Origin of the sequence: Pseudomonas hunanensis, from assembly GCF_013393325.1 — a bacterium.
Classification (GTDB): Bacteria; Pseudomonadota; Gammaproteobacteria; order Pseudomonadales; family Pseudomonadaceae; genus Aquipseudomonas; species Aquipseudomonas putida_P.
This window is the reverse complement of the sequence record NZ_QJRC01000070.1, coordinates 119,431-140,758: the sequence shown is the minus strand read 5'-3', so window position 1 is coordinate 140,758 and position 21,328 is coordinate 119,431. Positions and strand designations below refer to the sequence as shown.

19 protein-coding genes are annotated in these 21,328 nt (G+C 58.7%); 1 reads left to right on the top strand and 18 read right to left on the bottom strand.

Translation table 11 applies throughout. The annotated features are described in order from the left end of the window. Window positions 1–64 precede the first annotated feature (64 nt). Window positions 65–1,215, top strand: a protein-coding gene (locus tag DM807_RS04350; RefSeq protein ID WP_085985440.1) for an IS3-like element ISPpu22 family transposase whose coding sequence is annotated in 2 segments (ribosomal slippage) — window positions 65–299 and window positions 299–1,215 — 1,152 coding nt in all. Because the reading frame shifts where the segments join, the coding sequence is not laid out codon by codon here. A gap of 551 nt (window positions 1,216–1,766) precedes the next feature. Here the strand turns inward: DM807_RS04350 and glmS are convergent. The 18 genes from glmS to yidC form a co-directional block, all read right to left on the bottom strand. Beyond that, on the bottom strand, window positions 1,767–3,602 hold the full coding sequence (glmS, locus tag DM807_RS04345; protein ID WP_012274905.1) for a glutamine--fructose-6-phosphate transaminase (isomerizing): 1,836 nt from the start codon (window positions 3,600–3,602) through the stop codon (window positions 1,767–1,769). A 3-nt stretch (window positions 3,603–3,605) separates the two neighbouring features. Continuing rightward, the gene (locus DM807_RS04340; protein ID WP_012274906.1) at window positions 3,606–4,382 is read right to left on the bottom strand and encodes a DeoR/GlpR family DNA-binding transcription regulator; all 777 of its coding nucleotides are present in this window, start codon (window positions 4,380–4,382) and stop codon (window positions 3,606–3,608) included. Window positions 4,383–4,687: 305 nt separating this feature from the next. Continuing rightward, window positions 4,688–6,055, bottom strand: a complete 1,368-nt coding sequence (gene glmU / locus DM807_RS04335) for a bifunctional UDP-N-acetylglucosamine diphosphorylase/glucosamine-1-phosphate N-acetyltransferase GlmU (protein WP_060493253.1) — start codon at window positions 6,053–6,055, stop codon at window positions 4,688–4,690. Window positions 6,056–6,174: 119 nt separating this feature from the next. Further along, on the bottom strand, window positions 6,175–6,594 hold the full coding sequence (locus DM807_RS04330) for a F0F1 ATP synthase subunit epsilon (RefSeq protein WP_012274908.1): 420 nt from the start codon (window positions 6,592–6,594) through the stop codon (window positions 6,175–6,177). A 43-nt stretch (window positions 6,595–6,637) separates the two neighbouring features. Further along, window positions 6,638–8,014, bottom strand: a complete 1,377-nt coding sequence (gene atpD, locus DM807_RS04325) for a F0F1 ATP synthase subunit beta (protein ID WP_012274909.1) — start codon at window positions 8,012–8,014, stop codon at window positions 6,638–6,640. A 27-nt stretch (window positions 8,015–8,041) separates the two neighbouring features. Further along, entirely contained in the window at window positions 8,042–8,902 is an 861-nt protein-coding gene (gene atpG / locus DM807_RS04320) for a F0F1 ATP synthase subunit gamma (protein ID WP_012274910.1), read from the bottom strand. Between the two features lie 48 nt (window positions 8,903–8,950). Next, window positions 8,951–10,495 carry a F0F1 ATP synthase subunit alpha gene (atpA, locus tag DM807_RS04315; protein WP_012274911.1) on the bottom strand — a complete coding sequence of 515 codons (1,545 nt, stop codon included), beginning with the start codon at window positions 10,493–10,495 and terminating at the stop codon, window positions 8,951–8,953. Between the two features lie 21 nt (window positions 10,496–10,516). Then, on the bottom strand, window positions 10,517–11,053 hold the full coding sequence (locus DM807_RS04310; protein ID WP_003253191.1) for a F0F1 ATP synthase subunit delta: 537 nt from the start codon (window positions 11,051–11,053) through the stop codon (window positions 10,517–10,519). 12 nt (window positions 11,054–11,065) lie between these two features. Continuing rightward, window positions 11,066–11,536, bottom strand: a complete 471-nt coding sequence (locus DM807_RS04305; protein ID WP_003260032.1) for a F0F1 ATP synthase subunit B — start codon at window positions 11,534–11,536, stop codon at window positions 11,066–11,068. A gap of 56 nt (window positions 11,537–11,592) precedes the next feature. Next, window positions 11,593–11,850, bottom strand: a complete 258-nt coding sequence (atpE, locus tag DM807_RS04300; protein WP_003097235.1) for a F0F1 ATP synthase subunit C — start codon at window positions 11,848–11,850, stop codon at window positions 11,593–11,595. 144 nt (window positions 11,851–11,994) lie between these two features. Continuing rightward, the gene (gene atpB / locus DM807_RS04295; RefSeq protein WP_003260030.1) at window positions 11,995–12,864 is read right to left on the bottom strand and encodes a F0F1 ATP synthase subunit A; all 870 of its coding nucleotides are present in this window, start codon (window positions 12,862–12,864) and stop codon (window positions 11,995–11,997) included. A gap of 16 nt (window positions 12,865–12,880) precedes the next feature. After that, a complete protein-coding gene (locus tag DM807_RS04290) occupies window positions 12,881–13,288 on the bottom strand; it encodes a F0F1 ATP synthase subunit I (RefSeq protein WP_008092225.1) in 408 nt (135 codons plus the stop codon). 149 nt (window positions 13,289–13,437) lie between these two features. Then, on the bottom strand, window positions 13,438–14,310 hold the full coding sequence (locus tag DM807_RS04285) for a ParB/RepB/Spo0J family partition protein (RefSeq protein WP_012274912.1): 873 nt from the start codon (window positions 14,308–14,310) through the stop codon (window positions 13,438–13,440). A 9-nt stretch (window positions 14,311–14,319) separates the two neighbouring features. Then, the gene (locus DM807_RS04280; RefSeq protein WP_012274913.1) at window positions 14,320–15,111 is read right to left on the bottom strand and encodes a ParA family protein; all 792 of its coding nucleotides are present in this window, start codon (window positions 15,109–15,111) and stop codon (window positions 14,320–14,322) included. A gap of 18 nt (window positions 15,112–15,129) precedes the next feature. After that, window positions 15,130–15,780, bottom strand: a complete 651-nt coding sequence (gene rsmG / locus DM807_RS04275; protein WP_012274914.1) for a 16S rRNA (guanine(527)-N(7))-methyltransferase RsmG — start codon at window positions 15,778–15,780, stop codon at window positions 15,130–15,132. After that, a complete protein-coding gene (mnmG, locus tag DM807_RS04270) occupies window positions 15,777–17,669 on the bottom strand; it encodes a tRNA uridine-5-carboxymethylaminomethyl(34) synthesis enzyme MnmG (RefSeq protein WP_012274915.1) in 1,893 nt (630 codons plus the stop codon). The genes rsmG and mnmG overlap by 4 nt, the downstream gene beginning before the upstream one ends. Window positions 17,670–18,185: 516 nt before the next feature. After that, the gene (gene mnmE, locus DM807_RS04265) at window positions 18,186–19,556 is read right to left on the bottom strand and encodes a tRNA uridine-5-carboxymethylaminomethyl(34) synthesis GTPase MnmE (protein ID WP_012274916.1); all 1,371 of its coding nucleotides are present in this window, start codon (window positions 19,554–19,556) and stop codon (window positions 18,186–18,188) included. Window positions 19,557–19,644: 88 nt separating this feature from the next. Further along, on the bottom strand, window positions 19,645–21,327 hold the full coding sequence (gene yidC / locus DM807_RS04260; RefSeq protein ID WP_012274917.1) for a membrane protein insertase YidC: 1,683 nt from the start codon (window positions 21,325–21,327) through the stop codon (window positions 19,645–19,647). Window position 21,328: the final 1 nt, after the last annotated feature.

Sequence of the window (21,328 nt, the reverse complement as noted above, 5' to 3'; positions counted from 1 at the left end):
CTGAATCGCCCCTGGTTTCGTAGACACCTCCAAGCCTCATAATGAGGCCCAAATAGGAGGTGTCATGAGTCGTCAGCGTTACCCCGAAGAATTCAAAATCGAAGCGGTCAAGCAAGTGACCGAGAAAGGCAAGACTGTCGCCGATGTTGCCCAGCGCCTGGGCATGTCTGTTCACAGCCTCTACGCCTGGATCAAGCTCTACAGCAAACCCCAAGAGCAGCGTCAGCAAGACGATGAGCAGCAAGCCGAACTGCGCAAGCTTCGCGCAGAACTCAAGCGCGTGACTGAAGAGCGAGACATCTTAAAAAAGGCCGCCGCGTACTTTGCCAAGGAGTGCAACTGAAGTACGCCTTCATCAAGAAGCACTCGACGGATCACCCGGTGCGGCGCCTATGCCAAACCCTAAAGGTGCATCCCAGCGGCTACTACGCCTGGCTGACCGAGCCTCAATCTGCCCGAGCAAAAGAAGATCATCGTCTGCTTGGCTTGATCAAACATGCTTGGCTCGAAAGCGGAGGTGTGTACGGCTACCGCAAAATTCATGATGACCTGCGTGAGCTGGGAGAGACATGCGGGCGCAATCGAGTCGGACGCTTGATGCAGGCAGAGGGGTTGCGTTCGCAAACGGGCTATCGGCGGCGTCCAGGGTTTTACGGTGGAAAGCCAACAGTGGCCTCTCCCAACCATCTCGCGCGGCAGTTCAAAGTCAGTGAGCCGAATAAGGTCTGGGTAACCGATATCACTTACATCCGCACCTATGAAGGATGGCTGTACCTAGCGGTAGTCCTGGATCTGTTTTCCCGCCAAGTGATTGGCTGGTCAATGAAGCCCCGCATGTGCAGCGACCTGGCGCTTGACGCGATGTTGATGGCCGTGTGGCGCCGCAAACCACGGCAGCAAGTGATGATCCATTCAGACCAAGGCAGTCAATTCAGTAGCTCAGACTGGCAAAGCTTCTTGAAGGCCAACAATATAATCAGCAGCATGAGTCGGCGGGGAAATTGCCACGACAATGCCGTAGCCGAAAGCTTTTTCCAGCTTTTGAAGCGGGAGCGAATCCGACGAAAAATCTACGCAACACGTGACGAAGCCCGAAGTGATATTTTCGATTACATTGAAATGTTTTATAACCCAAGGCGCAGACACAGCAGTGCTATGCAGCTGTCGCCAGTAGAGTATGAGAAACGCTATTTTCTGAGCTTGGAGAGTGTCTAGGAAACCAGGGGCGATTCAGACATATCTGTGGTCACGTCTCCAGTAAGGGAAACCAAGCGACTCAATGTCTTCTTTTACACAATCTATGCAAATTCCAGCTAGCTGACATTCTGTCTCAAATCTCGTATAGCAATCCTTATAAATTTTTCTGGTATAGCTGCGTTGGTCGAAATCCGGAAAGACACCTACCTGCGAATAACTCGTGTGTTCATGCAGCAGACGATTGAATCCGTAGGTATCAGACATGCCTAGCAGATCAGCAATAATCCCGATTGACTGTCCTCGCATGTAGTACCTGGATATTTCCTTGAGCTTGATCGACTCGGGTGAGCGTGGAGCCAGGTAGAAATGCCTTTCGATAAAGGAACGCAGAGACTCGTGCGGTTGGATGGCGAGCAGCAAGGAGGAGTACCTAGGATTTCAAGGCAGCGGAGGGGCAGCAGAGCGGGATCTGCGCTTGGAGCCCACAGAGGCTCCAAGCGAGACAGACTTTAATATTCAGAGACAGACTTTAATATTTACGATCATTTGAAACGATTACTTAGCGTTATTTACTCGACAGTAACCGACTTGGCCAGGTTACGCGGCTGGTCAACGTCAGTACCCTTGAGCACGGCTACGTAGTACGACAGCAACTGCAGTGGAATGGTGTACAGGATCGGCGCCAGCGCGTCAGCGATGTGCGGCACCTTGATCACGTGGGTGCCTTCGCCATTGGTCATGCCCGCCTGCTCGTCGGCGAACACAACCAACTCACCACCGCGAGCACGCACTTCCTGCAGGTTGGACTTCAGCTTCTCCAGCAGTTCGTTGTTCGGCGCGACGGTAACCACCGGCATGTCATTGTCCACCAGTGCCAATGGGCCGTGCTTCAACTCACCCGCCGGGTAGGCTTCGGCGTGGATATAGGAGATTTCCTTGAGTTTGAGCGCACCTTCCATTGCCACCGGGTACTGCGCACCACGGCCGAGGAACAGGGTGTGGTGCTTGTCGGCGAACAGCTCGGCGATTTTCTCGACGGTGGCATCCATGGCCAGGGCTTCGCCCAGGCGGGTCGGCAGGCGACGCAATTCTTCAACCAGCTCGGCTTCGACACCCTCTTCCAGGGTACCGCGCACCTGGCCAAGGGCCAGGGTCAACAGCATTAGCGACACCAGCTGGGTAGTGAAGGCTTTGGTAGAGGCCACGCCGATTTCAGGGCCGGCCAAGGTCAGCAGGGTCAGGTCCGACTCACGCACCAACGAGCTGATGCCCACGTTGCAGATCGCCAGGCTGCCGAGGAAACCCAGCTCCTTGGCGTTGCGCAGCGCGGCCAGGGTGTCGGCGGTTTCACCGGATTGCGAGATGGAGACGAACAAAGTATCCGGCTGCACCACCACCTTGCGGTAACGGAATTCGCTGGCCACTTCCACTTGGCACGGGATGCCAGCCAGGCTTTCCAGCCAGTAACGGGCGACCATACCCGCGTGGTAGCTGGTGCCACAGGCGACGATCTGCACGTTGCGCACTTTGGCGAACAGTTCGGCAGCCTTCGGGCCGAAAGCCTGGACTAGCACGTTGTCCTTGCCCAGACGGCCTTCCAGGGTGCGCTGAACAACGCTTGGCTGCTCGTGGATTTCCTTGAGCATGAAGTGGCGATAGTTGCCCTTGTCGGCAGCTTCGGCGCCTTCATGGTACTGCACGGTTTCGCGCTGGACCTTGTTGCCTTGCTGGTCCCAGATGGTGACCTGATCACGGCGGATTTCAGCGATGTCGCCTTCTTCCAGGTACATGAAGCGGTCGGTGACCTGACGCAGCGCCAACTGGTCGGACGCCAGGAAGTTTTCACCCAGGCCCAGACCGATAACCAGCGGGCTGCCGCTGCGTGCAGCTACCAGGCGGTCAGGCTGCTTGGCGCTGATCAGCGCCAGGCCATAGGCACCATGCAGGCGCTTCACCGCTGCTTTCAGCGCGTCGGCCAGGTCCGGAATGCTCTTAAGGGTGTGGTGGATCAGGTGAACGATGACTTCGGTGTCGGTCTGGGACGTGAAGATGTAGCCCAGGCCTTTCAGCTCTTCACGCAGCTCTTCGTGGTTTTCGATGATGCCATTGTGCACCACAGCCACTTCATCGCCCGAGAAGTGCGGGTGGGCGTTGCCTTCGGTCGGCGCACCATGGGTAGCCCAACGGGTGTGGGCGATACCCAGCTGGCCTGCCAGTGGCTCAGCAGCAACCGCAGCTTCCAGCTCGCTGACCTTGCCAATGCGGCGGCGGCGCTGCAATTCACCGTTCTGGGTGAGAACCGCCAGGCCGGCGCTGTCGTACCCGCGGTACTCAAGACGCTTGAGGCCTTCGATCAGGATGGCTGTGATATTGCGCTCGGCGACGGCACCAACGATTCCACACATGTTTTATTGCTCCTGGCTGATCGCGGCGCAGATCAGGTTGATGCCGCGGGCTTGAATTTGTTCGCGTGCCGCTGCAGGCAGGCGTTCATCTGTAATAAGGGTATGTACGCTGCCCCAGGGCAGCTCGAGGTTAGGGATCTTGCGCCCCACCTTGTCCGACTCGACCATCACGATCACTTCACGGGCAACTTCGGCCATGACCCGACTGAGCCCAAGCAGCTCGTTGAAGGTAGTAGTACCCCGGCCGAGGTCGATGCCGTCGGCACCGATGAACAGCTGGTCGAAATCGTAAGAGCGCAGTACCTGCTCGGCGACTTGGCCCTGGAATGATTCGGAATGCGGGTCCCAGGTGCCACCGGTCATCAGCAGTACCGGCTCGTGTTCGAGGTCGCAAATGGCACGGGCTACATTCAGCGAATTGGTCATTACTACCAAGCCCGGCTGGCGCCCCAGTTCGGGGATCATGGCTGCCGTGGTGCTGCCGCTGTCGATGATGATGCGCGCATGTTCGCGGATTCGCCCGACGGCGGCACGCGCAATGGCCTTCTTATAGGAAGACACAGGCTGGGCCGGCTCACCGAGCAGTTCTTGCGGCACCGGTACCGCGCCGCCGTAGCGGCGCAGCAACAGGCCGTTGGTTTCGAGGGCGGCGAGGTCTTTGCGAATGGTCACTTCCGAAGTTTCGAAACGCTTGGCCAAGGCGTCCACGCTCACCTCGCCCTGCTCGCTGAGCAAAGCCAGGATGTTGTGCCGCCGCTGCGGTGTGTTTCGTTTCGACATGAGCTCTTAAGTTTCGTTTCGAAAGATAATGGTTGCAATCAAAACCTAAGACGCTCGTCTCGTCAAGCAGTAGCTGCCCTGTGGATAATTTCTTCTGCTTTTGGCAGGGTCCCTGTAGGAGCGGCCTTGTGTCGCGATGGGCTGCAAAGCAGCCCCGGCAATTTCAGGTTCACCTCGAAATCCAAGGGGCCGCGTTGCGGCCCATCGCGACACAAGGCCGCTCCTACAAGGGATTACCAATAGCCCAATAAAAAAGCCGACTTATTCACATAGGTCGGCTTTGGATCGAAACAGCTGTGAATAACTCAGCTCTTCTTGGTTTTCTCCGGGCGCTTCCAACCCGAGATGTTGCGCTGGCGTGCACGGGCCACCGCCAGGTCGCCAGCTTCAACCGTCTGGGTAATGGTCGAACCGGCTGCGGTGGTCGCGCCGGCCTTGATTTCCACAGGCGCCACCAGCGAGTTGTTCGAACCGATGAACACGTCCTCGCCCATCACCGTCTTGAACTTGTTGGCGCCATCGTAGTTGCAGGTGATGGTGCCGGCGCCGATGTTGGTGCGCGCACCGATTTCAGCATCGCCCAGGTAAGTCAGGTGACCGGCCTTGGCGCCTTCACCCAGGTGTGCGTTTTTCAGTTCGACGAAGTTACCCACATGGGCCTTTGCGTCCAGTACGCTGCCCGGGCGCAGGCGGGCGAACGGGCCGGCATCGCTGCCCTCGCCCATCACAGCGCCTTCGAGGTGGCTGTTGGCCTTGACCACCGCGCCTTTGCGCAGCGTGGTGTTCTTGATGACGCAGTTAGGGCCGATCTGAACATCGTCCTCGATGACCACCTTGCCTTCGAGAATCACGTTGATGTCGATGAGCACGTCACGACCAACGGTCACTTCACCCCGTACATCGAAGCGCGCCGGGTCGCGCAGGGTCACGCCCTGGGCCATCAGGCGGCGGCCTTCACGCAGTTGGTAGTGACGCTCCAGCTCGGACAGCTGGCGACGGTCGTTGGCGCCCTGCACTTCCATCGGGTCGTGTGGCTGCTCGGTGGCCACCACCAGGCCGTCAGCCACCGCCATGGCGATGACGTCGGTCAGGTAGTACTCGCCCTGGGCGTTGTTGTTCGACAGGCGGCCCATCCAGTCGGCCAGGCGCGCGGCTGGCAACGCCAGAATACCGGTGTTGCCTTCCTTGATGGCTTTCTGTGCATCGTTGGCGTCCTTGTGCTCAACGATGGCAGTCACCTGGCCTTGCTCGTCACGCACGATACGACCATAGCCGGTCGGGTCTTCGAGCGTGACCGTAAGCAGGCCCAGTTGCTGATCATTGGCTTTGGCCAACAAACGCTGCAGGGTCTCCACTTCGATCAACGGCACATCGCCGTACAGCACCAGCACGGTATCGGCGGTCAGCGCTGGCAAAGCCTGGGCAACAGCATGGCCGGTACCCAGCTGTTTATCCTGCATGACGAAATTCAGGTCGTCAGCGGCCAGGCGCTCGCGAACCAGCTCGGCGCCATGGCCAATGACCACGTGAATACCTTGTGGCTGCAGTTGACGTGCGCTGTGGATAACATGGCCGAGCATGGAGTTGCCGGCTACCGGGTGCAGCACCTTGGGCAGCGCCGAACGCATGCGGGTACCTTGGCCGGCGGCGAGAATAACGATATCGAGTGACATTACTGGCTACCAATCCTGGGCGGTCAGTGAAAGACCGGGGGAGAAAACAGAAAAAGAAAAAGGGTAGCCGAGGCTACCCTTTTACTCAATCGCAATAGAAGTGATCAGCCAAAGGCCAATTACTTGCCTTTGCGCATTTGCTGAACGGTACGCAGCTGGGCTGCGGCCTCGGCCAGACGTGCGGCGGCGGCACCGTAGTCGAAGTCCGCGCCTTTCAGATTCAGGGCGTTCTCGGCAGCCTTGAGGGCTTCCTGAGCTTGCGCTTCATCCAGGTCTGCAGCACGTTGCACGGTATCGGCAAGCACCTTGACCATGTTCGGCTGAACCTCGAGGAAGCCACCAGAGATGTAGAACACCTCTTGGGTGCCACCCTGCTTGGTCAGCGTGATCGGACCAGGCTTGAGATTGGTGATCAGCGGCGCGTGGCCCGGAGCGATACCAAGATCACCCAGGTTACCGTGCGCTACTACCATCTCGACCAGGCCGGAGAAGATCTCTCCTTCCGCGCTGACGATATCGCAATGGACTGTCATAGCCATCTGCTTGCCTCAACCTGATAGCGCCCCTTGCGGGGCGCAGGAATTACAGTTTCTTGGCTTTCTCGATCGCTTCGTCGATGCTGCCGACCATGTAGAACGCTTGTTCTGGCAGGTGGTCGTAGTCACCTTTGAGGATGCCGCTGAAGCCAGCGATGGTGTCTTTCAGGGAAACGTACTTGCCTGGCGAACCGGTGAAGACTTCGGCCACGAAGAACGGCTGCGACAGGAAGCGCTGGATCTTACGAGCGCGGGCTACCAGTTGCTTGTCGTCTTCGGACAGTTCGTCCATACCCAGGATCGCGATGATGTCCTTCAGCTCTTTGTAACGCTGCAGAACATACTGAACGCCACGAGCGGTGTCGTAGTGCTCGTTGCCGATCACGTTCGGGTCCAGCTGGCGCGAAGTCGAGTCCAGTGGGTCGACTGCTGGGTAGATACCCAGGGAGGCGATGTCACGGGACAGAACGACGGTGGCGTCCAAGTGGGCGAAGGTGGTCGCTGGCGACGGGTCGGTCAAGTCGTCCGCAGGTACGTATACGGCCTGTACGGAGGTGATCGAACCTTCCTTGGTGGAGGTGATGCGCTCTTGCAGAACGCCCATCTCTTCAGCCAGGGTCGGCTGGTAACCTACTGCCGAAGGCATACGGCCCAGCAGTGCGGATACTTCAGTACCGGCCAGGGTGTAACGATAGATGTTGTCGACGAACAGCAGAACGTCGTTACCTTCGTCACGGAACTTCTCAGCCATGGTCAGGCCGGTCAGCGCTACGCGCAGACGGTTTCCTGGTGGCTCGTTCATCTGACCGTAGACCAGCGCTACTTTGTCGAGAACGTTGGAGTCCTTCATCTCGTGGTAGAAGTCGTTACCCTCACGAGTACGCTCACCCACACCAGCGAACACGGAGTAACCGCTGTGTTCCATGGCGATGTTACGGATCAGTTCCATCATGTTTACGGTCTTGCCGACACCGGCACCACCGAACAGACCAACTTTACCACCCTTGGCGAACGGGCAAACCAGGTCGATAACCTTGATGCCAGTTTCCAGCAGGTCGTTGCCGCCTGCCTGGTCAGCGAACGAAGGCGCTGGCTGGTGGATACCGCGACGCTCTTCTTCGCCGATCGGGCCGGCTTCGTCGATCGGGTTGCCCAGTACGTCCATGATACGGCCCAGAGTGGCCTTACCAACAGGAACGGAAATGGCAGCGCCGGTGTCGACGACATCCAGACCACGCTTCAGGCCTTCGGTCGAGCCCATCGCAATGGTACGAACCACGCCATCGCCCAGCTGCTGCTGAACTTCCAGGGTGGTTTCCGCGCCTTGTACTTTCAGCGCGTTGTATACACTCGGCACGACGTCACGTGGGAATTCCACGTCGATGACGGCGCCGATGATTTGAACGATACGTCCGCTACTCATAGCTGGATCCTCTGAATATGTGAACCGTTAAACCGCGGCAGCGCCGCCGACGATTTCCGAGATCTCCTGGGTGATCGCAGCCTGACGCGCCTTGTTGTAGATCAACTGAAGCTCTTTGATCAAATCACCGGCGTTGTCTGTGGCGTTCTTCATGGCGATCATCCGGGCCGCTTGTTCAGCAGCGTTGTTCTCGACCACCGCCTGGTACACCTGCGACTCCACGTAACGCACCATCAAGCCGTCCAGCAGCTCTTTTGCGTCGGGTTCGTACAAGTAATCCCAGTGATGCTTGAGATCCTGATCCGGGGTTGCCACCAACGGTACCAATTGCTCGACCGTTGGCTTCTGGGTCATGGTGTTGATGAACTTGTTCGAAACCACCGAGAGGCGATCGATACGGCCGTCGAGGTAGGCGTCCAGCATCACTTTGACGGAGCCGATCAAATCGTTGATCGATGGCTCTTCGCCCAGGTGGCTGATCGCGGCTACGACGTTACCGCCAAAGATGCGGAAGAAAGTCGCACCCTTGCTGCCGATCACGCACAGGTCGATTTCCACGCCCTGTTCGCGGTTTTCGTTCATGTCCTTGACCAGGGCCTTGAACAGGTTGGTATTCAAGCCACCGCACAGACCACGGTCACTGCTCACCACGATATAACCGGCGCGCTTTACAGGGCGCTCGATCATGAACGGGTGACGGTATTCCGGGTTGGCGTTGGCCAGATGACCGATCACCTGGCGGATACGCTCCGCGTAAGGACGGCTAGCAGCCATGCGCAGTTGTGCCCTGCGCATCTTGCTGACCGCCACTTTCTCCATGGCGCTGGTAATTTTTTGCGTGCTTTTGATGCTCGCAATCTTACTGCGAATCTCTTTTGCGCCTGCCATGTATCACCTATCAGGTTAGCAAGCGGGGGCCAGAGCCCCCGCTGCGGCTTACCAGGTCTGGGTGGCCTTGAACTTCTCGATACCGGCTTTCAGGCCTGCGTCGATTTCGTCGTTGAAGTCACCCTTCACGTTGATCTTCGCCATCAGTTCAGCGTGATCACGGTTGAAGAAGGCGATCAGTGCTTGCTCGAAGCTGCCGATCTTGGAGACTTCTACGTCGGTCAGGAAGCCACGCTCAGCGGCGTACAGCGACAGAGCCATGTCCGCGATGGACATCGGCGCGTACTGCTTCTGCTTCATCAGCTCGGTTACGCGCTGACCATGCTCCAGCTGCTTGCGGGTCGCTTCGTCCAGATCGGAAGCGAACTGGGCGAATGCAGCCAGTTCACGGTACTGAGCCAGTGCGGTACGAATACCACCGGACAGCTTCTTGATGATCTTGGTCTGAGCGGCACCACCTACACGGGATACCGAAACACCGGCGTTCACTGCAGGGCGGATGCCCGAGTTGAACATGGCCGATTCCAGGAAGATCTGACCGTCGGTGATGGAAATCACGTTGGTCGGAACGAACGCGGAAACGTCGCCAGCCTGGGTTTCGATGATCGGCAGAGCGGTCAGGGAACCGGTTTTGCCAGTCACAGCGCCGTTGGTGAACTTCTCGACGTATTCTTCCGAAACGCGCGATGCACGCTCCAGCAGACGGGAGTGGAGATAGAACACGTCGCCTGGGTACGCTTCACGTCCTGGTGGACGGCGCAGCAGCAGGGAGATCTGACGGTAGGCAACGGCCTGCTTGGACAGGTCATCGTAAACGATCAGGGCGTCTTCACCGCGGTCACGGAAGAACTCGCCCATGGTGCAACCGGCGTATGGCGCCAGGAATTGCAGTGCGGCGGATTCCGAAGCACTGGCAACTACCACGATGGTGTTGGCCAGGGCGCCGTTTTCTTCCAGCTTGCGAACGATGTTGGCAACGGTGGAACGCTTCTGGCCGACAGCAACATAAACACAGAAAATACCGGAGTCTTTCTGGTTGATGATGGCGTCGATGGCCATGGCGGTCTTGCCGATCTGACGGTCGCCAATGATCAGCTCACGCTGGCCACGGCCGACTGGGATCATGGCGTCGACGGATTTGTAGCCAGTCTGTACAGGCTGGTCTACCGACTTACGCCAGATCACGCCTGGAGCAACTTTTTCGACCGCGTCGGTCTGGGTGTTGCCCAGAGGACCTTTGCCGTCGATCGGGTTGCCCAGTGCGTCGACGACGCGACCCAGCAGTTCCTTACCAACCGGAACTTCCAGGATGCGGCCGGTGCACTTGGCGCTCATGCCTTCGGCGAGGGTGTCGTATGCACCCAGGATCACTGCACCTACGGAGTCTTGCTCCAGGTTCAGGGCCATGCCGTAGACGCCGCCCGGGAACTCGATCATTTCGCCGTACATGACGTCGGCCAGACCGTGGATCCGCACGATACCGTCGGAAACCGAAACAACGGTACCTTCGTTACGGGCTTGGGAGCTCACATCGAGGTTGTCGATGCGGCCCTTGATGATTTCACTAATTTCGGAAGGATTGAGTTGCTGCATTGCTCTGCTGCCCCTTCAAACTCAAGATTTCAATGCTTCGGCCAGTTTCGCGATCTTGCCGCGAACAGAGCCATCGATTACCAGGTCACCAGCGCGGATGACGACGCCGCCAATCAGGCTGGCATCCTCCGACGCGTGCAGGCGCACTTCCTGGCCTAACCGTGCACTGAGAACCTTGGCGAGTTTGTCTTGCTGTTCTTGGTTCAACGCGAAGGCACTGGTGACTTCCACGTCCACGGATTTCTCTTGCTCGGCCTTGTACAGGTCGAACAGAGCGGCAATCTCCGGCAGAAGCAGGAGACGGTCGTTTTCCGCGGCAACATGAATGAAATTCTGTGCCTGTGCATTGAACTTGTCACCGCACACGTCAATGAACGTGGCGGCCTTTTCTGCGCTCGTCAGTCGCGGGGCCTTGAGCAGGCGCTGCATGGTGTCGTCTTGCGACACCGCAGCAGCCAGGCCGAGCATGGCTGACCAATTGGCCAGTTGCTGATGGGCCTGGGCATGCTCAAAGGCAGCCTTAGCGTAAGGTCGGGCCAACGTGGTCAGTTCTGCCATGATCGCCCTCGCTTAAATTTCAGCGGCCAGTTTGTTAACCAGCTCCGCATGCGCGTTTTGATCGATTGTGGCGCCAAGGATCTTTTCAGCACCACCAACAGCCAGAGCACCCACTTGGGCACGCAGGGCGTCTTTAGCGCTGTTCAGTTCCTGTTCGATCTCGGCCAGAGCCTGAGCCTTCACACGGTCAGCTTCGACGCGGGCCTGGTCACGGGCTTCCTCGACAAGCTGAGCAGCGCGCTTCTTGCTTTGCTCAATGATTTCGGCTGCCTGTGCTTTAGCTTCACGCAGTTGCTGACCCGCTTTCTCTTGGGCCAGCTCCAGGTCGCGAGCTGCGCGGTTGGCAGCGTCCAAGCCGTCGGCAATCTTCTTTTGGCGCTCTTGCAGGGCAGTGATGACCGGAGGCCATACATACTTCATGCAGAAGAGTACAAAAATCAGAAAAGCAACGGATTGGCCAATCAGGGTTGCATTAATGTTCACGCCAACACCTCGCTCGGTCTTTATTCATACAGCCATCAACTCGTGGTGACGAGTGATTAGCCGGCGATCTGACCAACGAACGGATTCGCGAAGGTGAAGAACAGAGCGATACCAACACCGATCATGGTTACGGCGTCGAGCAGACCGGCAACGATGAACATTTTGACCTGCAGCATCGGAACCATTTCTGGCTGACGAGCAGCGCCTTCCAGGAATTTGCCGCCCAGCAGGCCGAAACCAATGGCGGTACCCAGAGCACCCAGGCCGATCAGCAGAGCAACAGCGATAGCGGTCAGACCAACTACAGTTTCCATCTTTCCTCCCGACTTTTACGTCGTATTGGTTAGGTTTTTAGTTTGAAGCGGTAAAACAAATCGTTTGGTACAGCATGCCCTTGCGGACTTTTTAAGCCCTCCCCCCGAACAGGCGGGGAAGGCTATCAGACACGCCAGGCGGTCTTAATGGTTATCTTCGTGGGCCATCGACAGGTAGACGATGGTCAGCATCATGAAGATGAAAGCTTGCAGGGTGATGATCAGGATGTGGAACACAGCCCACGCCCATTGCAGCACCACACCCAGGCCGCTGAGCCACAGCAGGCCGGAGCCGAACATTACAGCGATCAGGATGAACACCAGCTCGCCGGCATACATGTTGCCGAACAGACGCAGTGCCAGCGAGATCGGCTTGGCGATCAGGGTGACGAATTCCAGCAGGAAGTTGACCGGAATCAGCAGGATCTGCACGAAGATGTTCTTGCTGCCGAACGGGTGCAGGGTCAGCTCACCGATGAAGCCGCCCAGGCCCTTGACCTTGATGCTGTAGAAGATGATCAGGGCGAACACGCAGAAGGCCATGGCCAGGGTCGCGTTCGGGTCGGTGGTCGACACGGCGCGGAACGGAATGTGCGGGTCACCGGAGATCAGGATGGCCAGCTGAGGAATCCAGTCGACCGGTACCAGGTCGACGGCGTTCATCAGGAATACCCAGACGAAAATGGTCAGCGCCAGCGGTGCAATCACCGGGCTACGGCCGTGGAAGGAGTCCTTCACGCTGCCGTTGACGAAGTCCACCATCACTTCAACGAAGTTCTGCAGGCCGCCAGGCTGGCCGGAAGTCGCCTTCTTGGCCGCCATGCGGAAGATGAACAGGAAGATCAGACCCAGCGCGACGGACCAACCCAGGGTGTCCAGGTGGAACGCCCAGAAGCCCATTGCCTTGGCTTCTGCAGCCGAATGGGCGAAGCCCCAGCTGCCGTCTGGTAGTTGACCGTAGGTCAGGTTCTGCAAGTGGTGCTGGATATAGCCCGAAGCGGTTTCTGCTGCCATGGTTGCCTCAAACGCCCTAAGGTCTCGAAAGTCTTTTATTCATCAGCAGGGGCGCGAACCAGCTGACCAAAAGGGTCAACACGAAGACGCCGAATACTGCTAACGGCGCCAGTGGCTTCACTCCTGCGAAGGTCAGTGCAAAAAGCACTGCCGTCAAAATCATCTTGCCTGCCTCGCCAGCGTAAAACGACTTGACGATGGCTTGTGCCGCCCGAGCCCCGCTGAAGCGAAAAGCCTTCCAGGCGAAATACACATTGGGCAGCCAGGCAATCAAACCTCCGCAAAGGCCTGAATATCCACTGACCGCCCCTTTCCACTGCCACAACACCAAGGTTGCCAGCAGCAGTACGACGAATTGAGCCAGCAGTACCGGAAAAACCGCCCAGCGATGGAAAGGCAGGCGGTTTGGCGTGCGGATTTCCATCACAACTGCTCCTCGGAAGTCGACCAACAAGTCAGTTATGACTTGGCATAATTTGTGCCGACAAAATGCGCGCAGAGTATAGGGGTGGATTAACCCCTATTCAACTCTTCGGTAGTGATTTCCGACTGCGCGCTACAACAGCAATTGTTTCAGCGGATGTGAGAAAGCACGCCTTGCAACTCGTCAAGCGAGTTGTAGCGAATAACCAATTGGCCTTTTCCCTTGTTGCCATGACGGATCTGCACGGCGGAGCCCAGGCGCTCTGCGAGCCGCTGTTCAAGGCGTGCGATATCCGGATCAGGTTTGCTCTGTTCGACCGGATCAGGTTTGTCGCTGAGCCATTGGCGAACCAATGCCTCGGTTTGGCGCACGGTGAGGCCACGTGCGACAACATGACGCGCCCCCTCCTCCTGACGGCTTTCGTCCAGACCGAGCAATGCACGGGCATGGCCCATCTCCAGATCGCCATGGGCGAGCATGGTCTTGATCGCTTCGGGCAAGGTAATCAGGCGCAGCAAGTTGGCCACGGTTACCCGCGATTTGCCCACGGCGTCAGCCACCTGTTGCTGGGTGAGCTCGAATTCCTGCTGCAGCCGCTGCAGGGCCATGGCCTCTTCCAGCGGGTTGAGGTCTTCGCGCTGGATGTTCTCGATCAGCGCCATGGCGATGGCGGCTTCGTCCGGCACTTCGCGGACCATGGCCGGGATCGTGTCCAGGCCGGCCTGCTGGGTGGCGCGCCAACGGCGCTCGCCGGCGATGATCTCGTAACGGTTGTCGCCGATCGGGCGGACCACGATCGGCTGCATCACGCCATGAGTGCGAATCGAGTGCGCAAGCTCTTCCAGCGCCTCCGGGTCCATGTCCCGGCGTGGCTGGTACTTGCCACGCTGGATCAACTCGACCGGCAGGTGTTGCAGTTCTTTCTGGTCGATCTTCACAGCCTGCTCTTCGAGCGCGCTGACGGAAGGACCACTGAGCAGTGCATCCAACCCACGTCCGAGACCCCGTTTCTTGACGGCCATACGGATTCCTTAAGTTGTTTGTGCAGTGCGTGATTGACGGCGTTGACGGCGAACCAGTTCCCCAGCAAGGGCCAGATATGCCAGCGCGCCGCGCGATTGCTTGTCGTAAGCCAAGGCCGGCATGCCGAAGCTGGGGGCCTCGGCCAGGCGAATGTTGCGCGGAATGACCGTGTCGTACAGCTGCGGGCCAAAATGCTCTTTCAGCTGCGCCGAAACATCGTTGTTCAGGCTAAGGCGCGGATCGTACATGGTCCGCAGCAGGCCCTCGATCTTCAGCTCCGGGTTCAACCGGGCGGCGATGCGCTTGATGTTATCCACAAGGTCGCTGAGACCTTCCAGTGCGTAGTACTCGCACTGCATGGGGATAATCACGCCATCGGACGCGACCAGGGCGTTGAGCGTGAGCATCGACAGCGACGGCGGGCAGTCGATGAGGATGTAGTCATAGTTCTCACGGATGGGTGCCAGGGCGTTGCGCAGGCGGCTCTCCTTGACCTGCATTTCCAGCAGCACCACTTCGGCGGCGGTCAGGTCGCGGTTGGCCGGCAGCAGCTGGAAGCCTCCGTGTTCGGAGTAATGCATGGCCTGGGCCAGATCGCATTCCCCGATGAGCAGGTCGTAGACCGAGTGCTCGAGCTCGTGCTTGTCCACGCCGCTGCCCATGGTGGCGTTGCCTTGCGGATCGAGGTCGATCAGCAGCACACGACGCTTGGTCGCGGCCAGCGAGGCGGCGAGATTGATACAGGTGGTGGTCTTGCCTACACCACCTTTCTGGTTCGCGATTGCGAATACCTTAGCCATTGATGCGCGTGTTCCCAGTCATGCCTTGCGGCGCAGTATCAGCAGATGGCGCTGGCCCTGGCAACCCGGAACGGTCAGGGCCTGTTCGCTTTCCACTGTGAAGTCTGCGGGCAATGCTACCAGTTCATCGGCAGGATGCAGCCCCTTCATTGCAAGCCATTGCGTCCCGGTGTCGCCCAAGTGGCGGGTCCAGTTGGTGAAGTTCTCCATGCTGCTGAAGGCGCGGGAGATGATTCCGTCGAACGGTTGTGCCGGCTGGAAGGCTTCCACTCGGCTGTGGATAACCGTGAGGTTGTCCAGCTTCAACTCCATTTTCACCTGGGTCAGGAAGCGCGTCTTCTTGCCATTGGCGTCCAGCACGGTCACCCGCTTGTGCGGATGCAGGATAGCCAACGGGATACCAGGCATGCCACCGCCACTGCCGACGTCCAGCCAATTGTCACGCTCGTTGTGGATAAACGACATGACGCTGAGGCTGTCCAGCAGGTGACGCGACACCATCTCATCCGGGTCGCGCACGGCGGTGAGGTTGTAGGCTTTGTTCCATTTGATCAGCAGGGCCAGGTAGCCGAGCAGCTTTTCGTGATGCTCTGCGCTCAGCTCGACTCCGAGCTGCCGTGCACCTGTGGACAACTCTTCAGCGTGTTGCGGGGTGACCAGGGAACTCAAGCGCTTTGCTCCAATTCGCGGCCAGCGCCGCGTTTTTTCAAGTGAATCAGCAACAGGGAAATCGCCGCCGGGGTCACGCCCGGGATGCGCGAAGCCTGGCCCAGGGTTTCTGGGCGGGTCTGACCCAGTTTGCCCTGGATCTCCTTGGACAGGCCGGAAATGGTCGAGTAGTCGATATCCACAGGCAGCCGCGTGTCTTCGCTGGCGCGCAGACGGGCGATCTCATCTTGCTGGCGGTCGATATAGCCAGCGTACTTGGTACGGATTTCGACCTGCTCGGCGACCTGTGGATCGATTGCTTCACCGCCAGTCGCCTCGATCAGGCCAGCGTAGTCGATTTCTGGGCGAGCGAGCAGGTTGAGCAGGCTGTATTCGTGGCTGAGCGGGGTACCGAACTTATCCACAATGGCCTGGCCTTGCTCGGTGTTCGGGCGTACCCAGGTCGACTTCAGGCGCTGTTCCTCACGCTCGATGCCGTCGCGCTTGGCGCAGAAAGCAGCCCAGCGCTGGTCATCGATCAGGCCAAGTTCACGGCCTTTTTCGGTCAAGCGCAAGTCGGCGTTGTCTTCGCGCAGGATCAGGCGGTACTCGGCACGCGAGGTGAACATGCGGTACGGCTCCTGGGTACCCAGGGTAATCAGGTCGTCGACCAGTACACCGATGTACGCCTCGTCGCGGCGCGGGCACCAGCTGTCGCGGCCCTGCGCACGCAGTGCGGCGTTGGTCCCGGCCAGCAGGCCTTGGGCACCGGCTTCTTCGTAACCGGTGGTGCCGTTGATCTGCCCGGCGAAGAACAGGCCGCCGATGACTTTGGTCTCAAGGCTGTACTTCAGGTCACGCGGGTCGAAGTAGTCGTACTCGATGGCATAGCCAGGGCGCACGATGTGGGCGTTTTCCATACCGCGGATCGAACGCACCAGCTCCAGTTGCACGTCGAACGGCAGCGACGTGGAAATACCGTTGGGGTACAGCTCATGGGTGGTCAGGCCTTCCGGCTCGATGAACACCTGGTGGCTGTCCTTGTCGGCGAAGCGGTGAATCTTGTCTTCGATCGATGGGCAATAACGCGGGCCGACACCTTCGATCACACCCGAGTACATCGGCGAACGGTCGAGGTTCGACGCGATGATCTCGTGGGTGCGTGCATTGGTGTGGGTAATCCAGCAGCTCACCTGACGGGGATGCATTTCGGCATTGCCCATGAACGACATCACCGGGATCGGTGTATCGCCTGGCTGCTCGGTCATCACCGAGAAGTCCACCGAGCGGCCGTCGATGCGTGGCGGGGTCCCGGTTTTCAGGCGGCCTACACGCAGCGGCAGTTCACGCATGCGGTGGGCCAAGGCGATCGAGGGTGGATCGCCGGCACGGCCGCCGGAATGGTTTTGCAGACCAATGTGGATAAGGCCGCCGAGGAAGGTACCGGTCGTCAATACCACCGATTCGGCGAAGAAACGCAGACCCATCTGGGTCACCACACCTTTGACCTGGTCCTGCTCGACGATCAGGTCGTCGCAGGACTGCTGGAATATCCACAGGTTCGGCTGGTTTTCAAGGATTTCACGCACCACCGCCTTGTAGATGGCGCGGTCGGCCTGTGCACGGGTGGCGCGTACGGCCGGGCCCTTGCGGTTGTTCAAAACGCGGAACTGGATGCCGCTCTTGTCGGTGGCCAGCGCCATGGCGCCGCCTAGGGCATCGATCTCTTTGACCAGATGGCTTTTGCCAATACCGCCGATGGCGGGGTTGCAGCTCATGTGACCGAGGGTTTCCACGTTATGGGTCAACAGCAGGGTTTTCACACCCATGCGTGCAGACGCAAGCGCAGCCTCGGTACCGGCATGGCCGCCGCCGATGACGATCACTTCAAAACGGGAAGGGAAATCCACCACGCACCTCGTGCCTGTTTTTGCGAATAGAAAAGGTAAGCCGACAAGTATAGGGACTTCACACCCTTTAAAGAAACCGTCTGAGCAAATTTTGACCAGTCTGTGGATGAGTGGCGCACAACAGAAATCAACAAGAAGAAATTTATAAAAGCTTTGTTTTTATGTTTATTCTTATGCACAAGGATATCTGTGGATAAATCCTCGTAGGCTAGGAATGACGCTGTGTAGAGGAAAATTAAACCCTGTGTCTGGAGTGCCATGAGGGCTTTGGATAACGTCATTTAGCCTGTGGATTAAATGACGTTTTACCCACAGACGGTTTTGCCCTCAGAAAAAAAGCCTGCTTATCAACTGAGCTGAAGGCGGGTTTTCCACAGGGCTCCTGAGTACGGTTTTCAGACAGGTCCGCTTGCACTGGTGCTCGGGACACCGGACTACAGTCATCTCCTGCAACGAATTTCAGGCAAAAAAAAGCCGCTCCCGAAGAAGCGGCACTTGGCCTTGCCTGGCTGTGGATTACTTGCCGATGCAGAAGCTGGAGAAAATCCGCCCCAGCAGGTCATCCGAGCTGAATGCCCCGGTAATTTCCCCCAGGGCATGCTGTGCCTGGCGCAAGTCTTCAGCCAGGAGCTCTCCTGCGCCCGCCAAGGTCAATTGGGCACGGCCGTGCTCCAGATGCTCGCTAGCCTGGCGCAAGGCATCCAGGTGGCGCCGGCGGGCACTGAAGCCACTCTCTGCAGTCTGTTCGTAACCCATACAGGCCTTGAGATGGTCGCGCAGCAGTTGCAACCCCGTGTCGTCGCCCTTGGCGCTGAGGGTAATGGTCACATGGCCGTCATCGCACTGCTCCAGCCCTACGTGCTCACCACTCAGATCAGCCTTGTTACGAATCAGCGTGACCTTGGCCGGGTCTGGCCGCTGGTCGAGAAACTCGGGCCACAGCGCGAATGGGTCGCTTGCTTCGGGCGCGGTGGAGTCGACCACCAGCAGCACACGATCAGCCTCGCCAATGGCCTTCAGGGCGCGTTCCACACCGATTTTCTCCACATGGTCATCGGTATCACGCAAACCGGCGGTATCGACCACATGCAGCGGCATACCGTCGATGTGGATATGTTCACGCAGGATGTCCCGGGTGGTGCCGGCGATATCGGTGACGATGGCTGCTTCCCGACCGGCCAGCTGGTTCAGCAAGCTTGATTTTCCAGCATTGGGCCGGCCGGCGATAACCACAGTCATACCGTCACGCAGCAATGCCCCCTGCCCGGCCTCACGCTGCACGGTGGATAACTCGCCGCGCACAGCATCGAGCATCGACAGTACGTGGCCATCGGCGAGAAAGTCGATTTCCTCCTCGGGGAAGTCGATCGCCGCCTCGACGTAGATGCGCAGGGCAATCAAGGCCTCGGTCAGGCTGTGCACACGCTTGGAGAATTCCCCCTGCAGCGAGCGCAGGGCATTGCGCGCCGCCTGGCTGGAACTGGCCTCGATCAGGTCGGCGATGGCTTCTGCCTGAGCCAGGTCGAGCTTGTCGTTGAGGAACGCGCGCTCGCTGAATTCACCCGGCCGGGCGAGCCGGCACCCCACTTGTACACAGCGCTGCAGCAGCATGTCGAGGACCACTGGGCCGCCATGGCCCTGCAGTTCGAGCACGTCCTCACCCGTGAACGAATTCGGCCCAGGGAAGAACAGCGCTATCCCTTCGTCCAGCACAAGCCCGTCATCGTCGCGGAACGGGCCGTAATGGGCATGCCGCGGGGTCAGCGTGCGACCGGTGATCAACTGGCCTGCCTTGCCAGCCAAGGGGCCGGACAGCCTGACAATACCTACACCACCGCGGCCTTGGGCGGTGGCGATGGCGGCGATGGTTTCACGCACAGTGTTCATGCTCGAAAGCCTCTACGACAAATACGACAGATAGCAAAAACGCCCCACTAGGGGGCGTTTTTTATTCACAGGCTAGCGTACTAGCCCGTCAAGCAGCAGCTTTTTTGGTAGCTGCTTCGATACGGCGAGTGATGTACCACTGCTGCGAAATCGACAGGCAGTTGTTCACAACCCAGTACAGCACCAGACCGGCCGGGAACCACAGGAAGAAGAAGGTGAAGATGATCGGCATCATTTTCATCACCTTGGCCTGCATCGGATCCGGCGGCGTCGGGTTAAGGCGCTGCTGGATGAACATGGTGGCGCCCATGATGATCGGCAGGATGAAGAACGGATCCTTGATCGACAGGTCGGTAATCCACAGCATCCACGGAGCCTGGCGCATTTCCACGCTTTCCAGCAGTACCCAGTACAAGGCCAGGAAGACCGGCATCTGTACCAGGATCGGCAGGCAGCCGCCCAGCGGGTTGATCTTCTCTTTCTTGTACAGCTCCATCATCGCCTGGGACATCTTCTGGCGATCGTCACCGAAGCGTTCCTTCAGGGCGGCGAGCTTAGGTGCAACGGCACGCATACGGGCCATGGAGCGGTAGCTGGCAGCCGACAGAGGGAAGAACAGGCCTTTGATCAGCATGGTCAGCACGATGATCGACCAGCCCCAGTTACCCAGGAGGCTGTGGATATGTTGCAGCAGCCAGAAGATCGGTTGGGCGATGAACCACAGGAAGCCGTAGTCGACGGTCAGTTCCAGGCCTGGGGACAACTCTTTCAGCTTGGACTGAATCTTCGGGCCGGCGTACAGCATGGCGCTGGTTTCGACCTTGCCGCCAGCAGGCACGCTGATTACGGGGCCGGTGTAGCCAATGATGTAGTTACCCTGGCTGTCCTTGCGGGTCTGAACAACGTTGTTGTCCGACTTGGCCGGAATCCAGGCGGTGACGAAGTAGTGCTGCAGCCAGGCAACCCAGCCGCCGGACACATTTTCTTTCAAACCACCTTTGTCGATGTCCTTCATCGAGACCTTTTTGTAAGGCTCGGAAGCTGTCCACAGGGCTGCACCCAGGTAGGTCGCAGTACCGGTGGCGGTGCTGGAAGAAGGATCGCCGCTGGCGTCACGCTTGAGCTGGGCAAACATGTTGCCGCTCCAGGCCTGGCCGCTCTGGTTGTCGATCAGGTAGCTGACATTCAGGTCGTACTCACCGCGCTTGAAGCTGAAGCGCTTGATGTAGTTGACACCGTTGTCGCTGAACTTCAGGTCGACCACCAGTTGTTCCTGGCCGTCGGCCAGCTGGTAGCTCTTCTGCTCGGCGGCATACAGCGGGCGACCGCTGGCGCGGGCATCCGGGCCGTTGGCGCCGGTCAGGCCGCTTTGTGCCAGGTAAACACGCTCACCACCGTTGTCGAACAACTGGAACGGAATGTCCGGGTGGTCTTGACGGCGTGGGTACTTCGGCAGGTTCAACTGGACGATGTCACCACCGACCGGATCGATAGCCAGTTCCAGAACGTCGGTCTTGACTCGGATCAGGTCCTTGCTGAGTGCGACCGGTGCCAGTTCGGCAGGGCTCGATTCGGCGTTGGCGCTCGGTACATCGGCGCTGGCACCGTTGTTACCGGCCGGCACGCCATCGGGCAAGCCCGGAGCAACAGTGCTGGCAGCAGTATTCTGAGTCGGCAGGGCAGCCTGGCCGTAGTCATCGTTCCACTTCAGGACCATGACGTAGGACACGACTGCCAGCGCGGCGATCAGGATCGTGCGTTTAATATCCATG